The sequence below is a fragment of the Actinoplanes siamensis genome (assembly GCF_016862395.1).
Lineage (GTDB): Bacteria > Actinomycetota > Actinomycetes > Mycobacteriales > Micromonosporaceae > Actinoplanes > Actinoplanes siamensis.
Genome location: NZ_BOMW01000086.1, coordinates 22,531 through 34,868, shown reverse-complemented (window position 1 = coordinate 34,868; position 12,338 = coordinate 22,531). Strand labels below are relative to the sequence as shown.

8 protein-coding genes are annotated in these 12,338 nt (G+C 70.2%); 3 read left to right on the top strand and 5 right to left on the bottom strand.

Going from position 1 to position 12,338, the window contains the following annotated elements:
- The coding region (locus tag Asi03nite_RS34710) for an MFS transporter (protein ID WP_203684753.1) at window positions 1–1,173 on the bottom strand (1,173 nt) is incomplete at its 3' end.
- A gap of 298 nt (window positions 1,174–1,471) precedes the next feature.
- Here Asi03nite_RS34710 and Asi03nite_RS34705 point away from each other — a divergent pair.
- The gene (locus Asi03nite_RS34705) at window positions 1,472–1,987 is read left to right on the top strand and encodes a hypothetical protein (protein ID WP_203684752.1); all 516 of its coding nucleotides are present in this window, start codon (window positions 1,472–1,474) and stop codon (window positions 1,985–1,987) included.
- A gap of 154 nt (window positions 1,988–2,141) precedes the next feature.
- Here Asi03nite_RS34705 and Asi03nite_RS34700 read toward each other — a convergent pair whose 3' ends face one another.
- Both Asi03nite_RS34700 and nrdR read right to left on the bottom strand, forming a co-directional pair.
- On the bottom strand, window positions 2,142–5,030 hold the full coding sequence (locus tag Asi03nite_RS34700) for a vitamin B12-dependent ribonucleotide reductase (RefSeq protein WP_203684751.1): 2,889 nt from the start codon (window positions 5,028–5,030) through the stop codon (window positions 2,142–2,144).
- Window positions 5,031–5,089: 59 nt separating this feature from the next.
- The gene (gene nrdR / locus Asi03nite_RS34695; protein WP_203684750.1) at window positions 5,090–5,611 is read right to left on the bottom strand and encodes a transcriptional regulator NrdR; all 522 of its coding nucleotides are present in this window, start codon (window positions 5,609–5,611) and stop codon (window positions 5,090–5,092) included.
- Between the two features lie 686 nt (window positions 5,612–6,297).
- Between nrdR and lexA the strand changes: the two genes are divergently transcribed.
- Window positions 6,298–7,092, top strand: a complete 795-nt coding sequence (lexA, locus tag Asi03nite_RS34690; RefSeq protein ID WP_203684749.1) for a transcriptional repressor LexA — start codon at window positions 6,298–6,300, stop codon at window positions 7,090–7,092.
- Between the two features lie 79 nt (window positions 7,093–7,171).
- Here lexA and Asi03nite_RS34685 read toward each other — a convergent pair whose 3' ends face one another.
- Window positions 7,172–9,028, bottom strand: coding sequence for a proline-rich domain-containing protein (locus Asi03nite_RS34685; RefSeq protein ID WP_203684748.1), 1,857 nt, complete (start codon window positions 9,026–9,028; stop codon window positions 7,172–7,174).
- A gap of 103 nt (window positions 9,029–9,131) precedes the next feature.
- Complete coding sequence (hflX, locus tag Asi03nite_RS34680) at window positions 9,132–10,544, bottom strand: GTPase HflX (RefSeq protein WP_203684747.1); 1,413 nt, start codon at window positions 10,542–10,544, stop codon at window positions 9,132–9,134.
- Between the two features lie 153 nt (window positions 10,545–10,697).
- Between hflX and Asi03nite_RS34675 the strand changes: the two genes are divergently transcribed.
- On the top strand, window positions 10,698–12,158 hold the full coding sequence (locus tag Asi03nite_RS34675; protein WP_203684746.1) for an NAD-dependent malic enzyme: 1,461 nt from the start codon (window positions 10,698–10,700) through the stop codon (window positions 12,156–12,158).
- Window positions 12,159–12,338: the final 180 nt, after the last annotated feature.

Sequence of the window (12,338 nt, the reverse complement as noted above, 5' to 3'; positions counted from 1 at the left end):
GGGGAGGGGTTTGGCGGCGTGCGAGGCGGCCAGGCCGAGCAGCAGAGCGGCGAAGACGCAGAGCAGGCCGTGGAGCACGCCGAAGTGCTCGGCCAGGAAGCCGATCAAGGGCGGGCCGGCCAGGAAGGCGCCGTAGCCGATCGAGCCGGCCACCGAGACCCGCATGGCGGCCCGGAGCGGGTCGTCGGCGGCGGCGGACATGCCGATCGGGAAGCCGAGGGAGGCGCCGATCCCCCAGAGGAGGGCGCCGGCCAGCGCGACAGGCGTCGAACCGCCGAAGACGACGAGCAGCAGCCCGGCGGCGGCCGAGACCGCGGTGAGGCGCAGGACCGGGACGCGGCCCCAGCGGTCGGCGGCGGCTCCGCCGTACATCCGGCCGAGGGTCATCGCGGTGACGAAGACGCCGAAACCTATCGCGCCGATCGTGTCGCCCGCGTGGTAGCCGTCGACCAGGCTGATCGCCAGCCAGTCGTTGGCGCTGCCCTCGGTGAAGCCGAAGCCCAGCAGGATCAGGCCGATCAGCAGCGTACGCGGCTCGCGCCAGGCCTGGCCGGGGGTCATCGCCGGCTTCGTGCCCGGCTTCGGCCCGACGTGCGGGAGGAACCGGCGGACCACGATGATCTGGACCACCACGATCACCGCGGTGGTCAGGTAGAGCTGGGCCCCGATCGGGACCCCGGTGGCCGAGGCGAGCGCGCCCACGCCGGCGCCGCCCACCGTGCCCAGGCTGAAGCCGGCGTGGAAGCGCGGCATGATCGTGCGGCCGATGCGGCGTTCCACGTCGGCGGCCTCGACGTTCATCGCCACATCCCACGTGCTGGTGCCGAAGCCGCAGAAGAACAGCGCCAGACCGGCCAGCGGAACCGAGCTGAGCAGCGTCGCGGTGGCCAGCAGCGCCAGGCCCAGCGCCTCGGCCATGCTGGCCAGCAGCACCGCGCGGGCCGGGCCGAACCGCTGGACCAGCGGGCCGGCCAGCGGGATCGACGCCACCGACGTGCCCGACATGCAGAGCAGCAGCAGGCCGAAGCCGGCGACCGAGAGGTCCAGGCCGTCCCGGATCGCGGGGGCCCGGGCCAGCCAGCCGGCCAGCGCCAGGCCGTTCATGGCGAACGTGACGCCGACTGCGATCTTGGCCGAGTTCACCCGCCTGGGTATGACGTCAACGCTGCTCACCAGGTCAACTTACACGTTAAAGCCCCCTGGGGTCACCAGGCTCTCGGTGGCGGCCGCGGGGTGAGAGCGGACGCAACGGGGCGGCACGGGCCGGGCCACCGCGGGCCGGCTCCGGGCGGCGCGAGGCAGGGCGCAGCGCACAGTGAGCGGAGCGGGCCGGCGGGGAGGATCGGGTGCGGGAGACGGAAGCCGCAGGGGGTGGAAGAGGACACGATTCGGGCACATCCCACAATGGGCAACGGCGACACAGGCGTGCCCACTGGTTCAGGCACGTCGATGGATACGGAAGGAGGGCGACATGGGCCGGCCCGACGAACTGCAGACCGAGGCACGTTCCGTGCTCGCGCTGCTGGAGCCGCTGGGGCCGCTGATCCCCACGGGCAGCTTCGTGTCCGGCCTGATGGTCCGGCGCGAACTCGACGTGATGCTGCTCGGCGGCCCGGAGTTCACGCCGGCCGACGTCCTCACGCTCCTCGGGAAGGTGATCGAGATCCCCGGCCTGACCGGTTTCGCCTATCAGGACGAGCGCGGCGGCAAGCCCCGGGACGAGCGCCACCTCGTCACGATCACCGTAGGCGAGTGGCGGGTGAGCCTTTCCATCTGGCTGCACGAGGACCACGCCGACGTCAGCGAGTGGCACCGTGACCTGGCCGGGCGTCTCACCGACGAGGAACGGCAGGCGATCCTGGCGATCAAGAGCATGTGGCACGAGCGCCCGGAGTACCCGGGCGGGCACGCGGTCTGCACCGCGGTGCTGGAGGACGGCGTCCGGACCGCTGTCGAGTTCGGAGTGTGGCTGCGCGCCCGCCCGTAGGCCGCGCCGAGCCGGACTTCCCTACCGCTTCGCCGGCCGTGCCACCTGTGTCGGGCGCCGGAACGCGGATGTCCCCCGGGCGGATCGCCCGGGGGACATCCGTGTTCGCTGAGGTTCAGCCGTTTCCGGTCAGGAGCCGGTCAACTTCCCGGGCTCAGCTGCAGCCGGAGGTGGAGCCGCAACCCTCGCAGACGTAGCAGCTGCCGGCGCGGCGCATCTTGGTGCCGCAGGTGAAGCAGAGCGGCGCGTCCGCGGCGTGACCGGTGACCAGCTCCAGGAGCTCGGTCGAGGAGCCGGCCTGCTTCTCCGGGGTGGTCGTGGCCTTCACTTCGGCGACCGTGACCGGCGACGTGGCCGGGGTGGCGGCCGGAGCGGAGACGGCCATGCCGGTCACCGTCTGGTCGGCCGCGGCGGCCTCGGCGGCGGCCTCGGCCTGCGCCTGGGCGGTCCGCTCCTTGGCCGTGAAGATGCCCAGCTCGGCACGGGTCTCGTAGGGCAGGAAGTCCAGCGCCAGGCGACGGAAGATGTAGTCCATCACCGAGGACGCCATACGCACGTCCGGGTCGTCGGTCATGCCGGCCGGCTCGAAGCGCATGTTGGTGAACTTGCTGACGTACGTCTCCAGCGGGACGCCGTACTGCAGGCCTATCGAGATGGCGACCGAGAAGGCGTCCATCACACCGGCCAGGGTGGAGCCCTGCTTCGACATCTTCAGGAAGACCTCGCCGAGGCCGTCGTCCGGGTAGGACGACGCGGTGAGGTAACCCTCGGCGCCGCCGACCGAGAACGAGACGGTCTCGGAGGGGCGCTTCTTCGGCAGCCGCTTGCGGATCGGGCGGTACTCGACCACCTTCTCCACCACCTTCTCGACAGCGGCCGGAGCCTCGGCCGGGGCGGCGGCCTTCGCGGTCTTGCCGGCCGACAGCGGCTGGCCGACCTTGCAGTTGTCGCGGTAGATGGCGAGCGCCTTGAGGCCCAGCTTCCAGCCCTGGTAGTGGATCTCCTCGATCTCCTCGACGGTCGCCGTCTCCGGCATGTTGACAGTCTTGGAGATGGCGCCGGAGATGAACGGCTGCACCGCGGCCATCATCCGGACGTGGCCGATCGGGGCGATCGACCGCTCGCCCATGGCACAGTCGAAGACCGCGTAGTGCTCCGGCTTGAGGCCTGGCGCGTCCACCACGTTGCCGTGCTCGGAGATGTGCTCGACGATCGCCTCGACCTGCTCCTCGGGGTAGCCGAGGCTGCGCAGCGCGCGGGGCACGGTCTGGTTGACGATCTGCATCGAGCCGCCGCCGACCAGCTTCTTGAACTTGACCAGGGCCAGGTCGGGCTCGATGCCCGTGGTGTCGCAGTCCATCATCAGGCCGATGGTGCCGGTCGGGGCGAGCACCGACGCCTGGGCGTTGCGCCAGCCGTTCTTCTCACCGATCTTGTTGCCGTTCTTCCACTGCTTGGTGGCTTCCCGGACGATGTCGGTGGCGACCGCGCCCTGCGGGCGGATCTCGTCGTTGGCGGCGGCGTGCTTGCGCATGACCCGCTGGTGCGCGTCGGCGTTGCGGGCGTAGCCGTCGTACGCGCCGACGATGCCGGCCAGCTCGGCGGAGCGCCGGTACGCCGTACCGGTCATCAGCGAGGTGATCGCCGCGGCGACGCTGCGGCCGCCGTCCGAGTCGTAGGGCAGGCCGGAGGCCATCAGCAGGGCGCCGAGGTTCGCGTACCCGATGCCGAGCTGGCGGTACGCCCGGGTGGTGATCCCGATCTTCTCGGTCGGGAAGTCCGCGAAGCAGATCGAGATGTCCATCGCGGTGATGATGAACTCGACGCTCTTGACGAACTTCTCCACCTCGAAGCCACCGTCGGCCTTGAGGAACTTCATCAGGTTCAGCGAGGCCAGGTTGCACGACGAGTCGTCCAGCGACATGTACTCCGAGCAGGGGTTGGACGCGGTGATCCGGCCCGTCTCGGGGTTGGTGTGCCAGTCGTTGATGGTGTCGTCGTACTGCAGACCGGGGTCGGCGCACTCCCAGGCGGCCCGGGCGATGTCACGGAACAGCTTCCGGGCGTCGATGGTCTCGATGACCTCGCCGTTGAGCCGGCCGCGGAGACCGAACTCGGTGCCCTCCTCGTACGCCTTCATGAACTCGTCGCTGACGCGCACCGAGTTGTTGGCGTTCTGGTACTGCACCGAGACGATGTCGGCGCCGCCCAGGTCCATGTCGAAGCCGGCGTCCCGCAGCGCGCGGATCTTGTCCTCCTCGCGCGCCTTGGTCGAGACGAACTCCTCGATGTCCGGGTGGTCCACGTCGAGGATGACCATCTTCGCCGCGCGCCGGGTGGCGCCGCCGGACTTGATGGTGCCCGCGCTGGCGTCCGCGCCGCGCATGAAGCTCACCGGGCCGCTCGCCGTTCCCCCGGACGACAGCAGCTCCTTGGAGGAGCGGATGCGGGACAGGTTGACACCCGAGCCGGAGCCGCCCTTGAAGATCAGGCCCTCCTCCTTGTACCACTCGAGGATCGAGTCCATCGAGTCGTCCACGGAGAGGATGAAGCACGCGCTGACCTGCTGCGGCGACTTGGTGCCGACGTTGAACCAGACCGGCGAGTTGAAGCTGAAAACCTGGTGCAGCAGCATCCAGGTGAGCTCGTGGTCGAACACCTCGGCGTCGGCCGGAGTGGCGAAGTACCCGTGCTCCTCGCCGGCCTTGCGGTAGGTCTGGACGACCCGGTCGATCAGCTGTCGCAGCGACGACTCCCGCTCCGGCGTCCCCACCGCGCCGCGGAAGTACTTGGTGGTCACGATGTTCGCCGCGTTCACGCTCCAGAACGCCGGGAACTCCACACCCCGCTGCTCGAAGTTGATCGAGCCGTCCCGCCAGTTGGTCATGACGACGTCGCGGCGTTCCCACTCGACCTCGTCGTACGGGTGGACGCCCGCCGTCGTCCACACCCGCTCCACCGTCATCCCCCCGGTCGCCGTGCCGCTGCCGTTCGAGCTCGCCCGGCTGCGCTGGCGACCTGCTGTGACGCCGTCTCCGGCCATAAGAATGTGCTCCCCCTCGTAGTACCGCTGACAGGTGTAGCTCTGTGCCGGCCGGGTGATCAGCCGTTGATCTTGGGTGCGCGCCCGCCACCGGACCGCGGCGCGACGGCGTGCCGCGTCCCGGCTTCCCGGACGGGCGGTTCGTCACGCAGCGCGGCGATCTCCCTCTCGAACTCGTCCAGCGAGTCGAAGGACTTGTAGACGCTGGCGAACCGCAGATAGGCGACCTGGTCGAGTTCACGCAAGGGCGTGAGAATCGCCAGGCCGACCTCGTGGCTCGGAATCTCCGCGGCGCCGCGGGCCCGGACGGTCTCCTCCACCCGCTGCGCGAGCAGCGCGATGGAGTCCTCGTCGACGGGCCGGCCCTGGCAGGCCTTGCGCACCCCACTCATGATCTTCGTCCGGCTGAAGGGCTCGGTCACGCCGCTGCGCTTGACCACCGCGAGGACGGCCTCCTCGACAGTGGTGAAGCGCTTGCCGCACTCGGGGCACGAGCGACGGCGACGGATCAGCTGACCGTCGTCGGCCTCCCGCGAGTCCACGACACGCGAGTCGGCGTGCCGGCAGTACGGGCAGCGCACCGCGATCTCCCCCTTCGATCCACCCCTGACCTGGTTCCGGACACGCCGAAGCACAGCCTCGCATGGATTTGACCATCGCGTGGCTGTGACCGGACCTGCGGAAAACCGGGGAGGTGAAAACCCAACCTGTGGATGACTTACATCTGTGTAACCACTAGATGTTGGGGAAGACGCTATGCCGCGGCGGACGCCGACGCAAGTTCACAGACCTGCCGACGCGCCGTATTTTGCACCTCAACACGCTGGGGTGACGCCACGATCACCGGGCGCGTCGGGAAACCGTTTGCCGCCGGGCTCAGCCACCGGAAGCGGTCGTGAACAAGACAATGCTGGCGAGGGCCGCCAAGGCGAAGAAGAGTCCCAGGAGGACCACCCGGCCGCGCCGGGTCAGTCGCAGCGGCGGCGCGGCGTGACGAGCTCCACCGGTGACGACCATGACAGCTCCCCTCTCTCGGACACCCGTTCGATAGAACGCCCGTACGACGGTCTATCAGAACGGGAGTACGAAAAGCCAGTCTTCCGGAGCGACACGCCGGGAAAACCTCGTACAGATGTTTGAATATGTCGGACCATCCCACTACGGTTTGCTGTCAAGAGGGGTCAGCCGGGCAAACGCCGTCCCCACGGCGCGTCCGGCTCCGCGACGCACCACGTGCCGACTGGCACTGGCCGACAGGGAGGGCGACGTGTCGACCGACGACCGCACCAGCCGACAGCAGCAACCGACCAGGGAGCCCGAGGCCGGGAGCGCCGCGGCCGCCATGCGCCGCCGCACGCCGAGCCGGGCCCGTTCGGCCGACGCCCCGCAGCTGCGCTCGGTCACACCGGTCGGCAACCTGGCCGAGCCGGTCGCCAGCGATCTGACCGCCCGGCAGCGGCGGATCCTCGAGTTCATCCGCGAGTGGGGCGAGAAGTACGGTTACCCGCCCAGCGTCCGGGAGATCGGCGAGGCGGTCGGGCTGGTCTCGCCGTCCAGCGTGGCGTACCAGTTGAAGGCCCTGGAGAGCAAGGGCTACCTGCGCCGCGACCCGAACCGGCCGCGCGCCGTCGACGTCCGGTCCCCCGGCGAGGTGGTCGACGACGAGGCGCTGCGGGCGGCCCGCCCCCAGCCGGCCTACGTGCCGCTGGTCGGCCGGATCGCGGCCGGCGGGCCGATCCTGGCCGAGCAGGCCGTGGAGGACTTCTTCCCGCTGCCGCGCGAGCTGGTCGGCGAGGGCGAGGTGTTCATGCTCGAGGTCAAGGGCGACTCGATGATCGACGCCGCGATCTGCAACGGTGACTGGGTGGTGGTCCGCCAGCAGCCCACCGCCGAGGCCGGGGACATCGTGGCCGCGATGATCGACGGCGAGGCCACGGTGAAGAGCTACCGCCAGCGGGACGGGCACGTCTGGCTGATGCCGGCCAACCCGGCGTTCGACCCGATCCCGGGCGACGACGCCACGATCATGGGCCGGGTGGTCGCGGTCCTGCGCCGAGTCTGAGCGATCAGGGGTACGCCCGCGCGGGAGACGGAACAGGGCCGGCAACCCGGAGGATGCCGGCCCTGGCTCTGCTCGAAGCTCAGCGGCGGTCGTAACCGTTGTCGTCCCGGCCCTGCGGGGGACGGCCACCGCCGTAAGTCCCCGGCTGGCGCGGCTGACCACCGCCCGGTGGCCGCTGACCATTGCCCTGCGGACGCTGCTGACCACTGCCCTGCGGGCGCTGACCGTTGCCCTGCGGACGCTGCTGACCGTTGGCCTGCGGGCGCTGCACGCCGCCCTGCGGGCGCTGCTGACCGCCCTGAGGCCGCTGCTGACCGCCGCCCTGAGGCCGCTGCTGACCGTTGCCACCGCCGTAGACGCCCGCGCCGCCGCCGCTGCCGTCGCGACCGGGCTGCTGCCCACCACGCTGCGGTGGCTGCGGACTCCGGGGCGGCTGCGGACCGCGCGGCGGCTGCTGACCACCGCGCTGCTGCGGCTGCTGCGGCGGGCGGGGCTGCTGCTGGGGGCGTGGTGGCTGGGCAGCCGGGCGCTGCTGCGGACCCCGGGGCGGCTGCTGCGGACCGCGCGGGTGACCACCCGAATTTCCGGGCGCACCGGCGCCTGCGGGACCCGCGGGGCGGCTTCCGCCGTACACCCCGGGCTTCTGCTGTCCCCCGGACGGGCCGCCGCCGGACGGACCACCGGACTTGGCGCCGTAGACCGGGCCGTTCCCGCCGCCGCCGTAGGCGGCGCCACGCTTCGGCCCGGACCCGACGCCGATCAGCTCGGTCTCCGGATCAGCTTTCTTGATCGAACCGCTCGGCTCCTCGTCGACGGTCGGCCCGGCCGGGTTGGCCTTGCGGAACCGGACGATGCCGATCACGCCGATCGCGACGAGGACGAGGCCGATCACACCGACGCCGCCGACCATCTTCGTGATGTCGCTCACGCTCAGGTTCGAGTACCACTTGTCGCCCGCCGCGCCGGCCCCGGACTGGTTCTTCGAGACGACCGCCACCTCGGTGGCCGGCACGTACTGCCGGATGTAGTTCGCGGTGTCGTGATCCCCGTTCATGTCGGAGACGGTGAAGAAGGTCTTGCCGTCCGCGCTGTACGAGATCGCCTCGCCGAACGTCTCGTCCGGCAGCCCGGTGGTCCGCGGCTCGCCCTTCAGCGCGGCCAGCACGTCACCGTTCTTGACGTCGAACTCGACGGCGTCGGTGTACGTCCGGAGCACCACCCGATCACCGCCGGGCGCGACCGAACCGCCGGTGATCACCTTGTTGAAGACCTTGGCGAAGGCGTTGCTCTTGGTCTCGGTGGCCGGCAGCGCCAGCTCGCCGACCTTCTTCAGCGGGACGCCCGCGTCGTTGTTGTTCTTCAGCGCGGCGGCCGGCTTGTAGAGGACCGCCGTGCCCAGCTCCTTGGTCACGATGATCGGCAGGCCGTCACCGTCGAGCAGGAGCGCCTCGGCGTCGTGCTTGTCCCCGTCCGGGTAGCTGAGGCGGTGGATGACCGGCTCGGTCTTGCCGCTGACCGGCATCGTCCAGACCGCCACCGTCGGCCGGGTCTCGCCGGTGCCCTCGAGCACCTCGTTGTCGCCGGTGTCGGCGATCCACACGTTCTTCCCGTCCGGCGAGAGCACCATGTCCTCGGTGTCCTTCGGACCGGCGCCACTGAAGTTCTTCTTGCTCTTGATGGTGCACTTGCTGTCGAGGAAGAAGACCTTCTTGCGGCTGTCAGTCGTGCTGTCGTTGATCGCGATGAACCCGGTCTTCGTAGCGACGAGGCCGGAGAGCTCGTCCAGCAGTGGGTCCTTGACCTGACAAATCTTCTTACCGGCCGTCGCCTTCGCACTGACCGTCGCCGTCGGCGTCGGGTCAGCGGCAGACGCGCCGGTGCCACCGACCATCACCAGGCCCACGCCCAGCACGATCGAGAACACGAGACGCCGCATCCGCACAGTGTCGCATGCGGCGTCACCCATCGGTGTAACGCGTGGATCAACCCTGGTCAAACGTAACCAGGTGTCTGAATTCGCCACGCCTCACACGTGACTCTCAGCAACTGAACTGTTCCAGATCGGCCGCGAGCCGTTCATCCACCAGGACGCGCAGCTCAGTGCCGTCGTCCAGATGGCGGGAGGAGAGCACCTGACCGGTCCGGTGCACCCGGGCGACCAGATCGCCCCGGTCGTACGGCAGCAGGATCCGCAGATCCACCGCCGGGCGTGGCAGGCGCTCCGCGATGGCCGTCCGCAACTCCTGGATGCCCGATCCCGATCGCGCCGACACGAACACGGCGTCCGGCCAGGCCCGCTTGAGCCGCAGCACGGTCTCCTCGTCGGCGGCGTCCATCTTGTTGATCACCAACAGCTCGGGGATCCGGTCCGCGCCGACCTCGCCGAGCACCTCGCGGACCGCGCTGACCTGACCCTCCGGGTCGGGATGCGAGCCGTCCACGACGTGCACCACCAGATCGGCCTCGGCGACCTCCTCCAGCGTCGAACGGAACGCCTCGACGATCTGGTGCGGCAGGTGCCGGACGAACCCGACGGTGTCGGAGAGCGTGTAGACCCGCCCGTCCTCCGCCGAGGTGCGCCGGGTGGTCGGGTCCAGGGTGGCGAACAGCGCGTTCTCCACCAGGACGCCGGCTTCGGTGAGCCGGTTGAGCAGGCTGGACTTGCCGGCGTTCGTGTAACCCGCGATCGCCACCGCGGGGGTGCCGCTGGCCTGGCGGCGGGAGCGCTTGGTCTCCCGGACCGTCCGCATCGCCTTGATCTCGCGCCGCAGGCGCGCGATGCGGTGGTTGATCCGCCGGCGGTCGGTCTCCAGCTTGGTCTCACCGGGACCGCGCGTGCCCACGCCGCCGCCACCGGAACCACCGCCGGCGCCACCGCCCTGCCGGGACAGCGACTCACCCCAGCCGCGCAGTCGGGGCAGCAGGTACTGCAACTGGGCCAGCTCGACCTGGGCCTTGCCTTCCTTGCTCTTCGCGTGCTGGGCGAAGATGTCCAAGATCAGAGCGGTCCGGTCGACCACCTTGACCTTGGTCTGCTGCTCCAGGTTGCGCAGCTGGGACGGGGACAGCTCGCCGTCGCAGATGACCGTGTCGGCGCCGCTGGCCACGACCGCGTCACGCAGCTCGTCGACCTTGCCGCGGCCGATGAAGGTGGCCGCGTCGGGCTGCCGGCGCCGCTGGATCAGGCCCTCGAGCACCTGCGAACCGGCGGTCTCGGCGAGTTGGGCGAGCTCGGCCAGCGAGTTCTCCGCGTCCTCGACGCTGCCCTCGGTCCAGACGCCGACCAGAACGACGCGTTCCAGTCGCAGCTGGCGGTACTCGACCTCGGTGATGTCGGTGAGCTCGGTGGAAAGACCGGCCACCCGCCTGAGCGAGTGCCGCTCCTCGAGCTCGAGGTCGCCGGTCGTCAGATCCGGCTCGTCAAGGACGGGTGTCTGGTAGGTGTTTCGCAAAAGTGACCTCCTCCGCCCGATCGTGGCATGTCACGCGGGCGAGCGCATCCACATAACCGTGGCTGACTCATAAGTAACCACCGCGAAAGCAATCGAACATTCCGGCCGAGCGACAATTTCGTTTGCTCACCCACCAACGTCGGAGGGAAAACCGTGGTGACCACCCGCCTGCCGAGCGCAGGATTCTCGATCACGATCCGCATCGCCGTTACCGCGGACGCGTCGTCCATCGGCCGTCTCACCACCTGCGTCGGCGAGGCCGGCGCGATCGTGACGGCCCTGGACGTGGTGGACTCCGACCCCAGCCACGTGGTAGTCGACCTGACCTGCGACACCGCGGACTCGGCGCACGCCGACCAGGTCGTCAAGCAGCTCGAGGAACAGGACGGCGTGGACGTCCGGAAGGTCTCCGACCGGACCTTCCTGCTGCACCTGGGCGGCAAGATCGAGGTCAGCTCCAAGGTCGCGCTGCGCAACCGGGACGAGCTGTCCCGGGCGTACACCCCGGGCGTGGCCCGGGTCTGCATGGCGATCGCGGAGAACCCGGCGGACGCCCGCCGGCTGACCATCAAACGCAACACCGTGGCCGTGGTCAGCGACGGCTCCGCCGTGCTCGGCCTGGGCAACATCGGCCCGGCCGCGGCCATGCCGGTGATGGAGGGCAAGGCCGCGCTCTTCAAGCGGTTCGGCGGCGTGGACGCCTGGCCGGTGGTCCTGGACACCCAGGACACCGACGAGATCGTCAAGATCGTCAAGGCCATCGCCCCGGCCTACGGCGGCATCAACCTGGAGGACATCGCGGCCCCGCGGTGCTTCGAGATCGAGGCGCGGCTGCGCGAGCAGCTGGACATCCCGGTCTTCCACGACGATCAGCACGGCACGGCGATCTGCGTGCTGGCCGCGCTCACCAACGCGCTGCGCGTGGTCGGCAAGCGCATGGAGGATGTCAAGGTGGTGGTCTCCGGCGCCGGCGCGGCCGGCACCGCGATCATGAAACTGCTGATGCGCCAGGGCGTGGGCGACATCATCGCGTACGACCGGAAGGGCGCCCTGCACCGCGGCATGCCCGGCCTGAACGAGTCGATGCAGTGGCTGGCCGACCACACCAACAAGGCCAACTACTCGGGCGACCTGCCCGGCGCCGTCGCCGGCGCCGACGTCTTCATCGGCGTCTCCGCGCCCAACCTGCTGACCGGCGACGACATCGCCAAGATGGCCGACCGGTCGATCGTCTTCGCGATGGCCAACCCGGACCCGGAGGTCGACCCGCGCGAGGCCCGCAAGCACGCCGCGGTCGTCGCCACCGGCCGCTCGGACCAGCCCAACCAGATCAACAACGTGCTGGCCTTCCCCGGCGTCTTCCGCGGCATGCTCGACGTCAGCGCGGAGGAGTTCACCGAGGAGATGGCCCTGGCCGCGGCGCGCGCGATCGCGGACGTCGTCGGCGAGGACAAGCTCAACCCCACGGTGATCATTCCGAGCGTCTTCGACCCGCGGGTCACGCCGGCGGTGGCGGCGGCGATCCGCGCGGTCGTCCGCGGGGTTCCGGCTCCGAGCAACCCGGCCGCCACCCCGGAGTCCGAACTGGACAAGGCCCCGGAAGGCATCTTCTGACCCGTTCCACCGCGCCCGGCCCACTCCGGCGCAGGTCTGACCGTGGACTGCCGGCGCGTCCGGCGTGACTGTGCGGGCGGTCCGGGGCGCGGCGTCGATCCGCACCCCGGGACCGCCCGCGTCACGGCGGGTCCGCCCCACTCGAGGCCGCCGGCTGGACGGCAGGGGTCGGTGGAGATG

What these genes read in the sequence shown, in the direction of transcription:
- Asi03nite_RS34705 (WP_203684752.1), top strand. Translation starts at nt 1,472, where the DNA reads ATGGGCCGGCCCGACGAACTGCAGACCGAGGCACGTTCCGTGCTCGCG.
- Asi03nite_RS34700 (WP_203684751.1), bottom strand. Translation starts at nt 5,030, where the DNA reads ATGGCCGGAGACGGCGTCACAGCAGGTCGCCAGCGCAGCCGGGCGAGC.
- Asi03nite_RS34685 (WP_203684748.1), bottom strand. Translation starts at nt 9,028, where the DNA reads ATGCGGCGTCTCGTGTTCTCGATCGTGCTGGGCGTGGGCCTGGTGATG.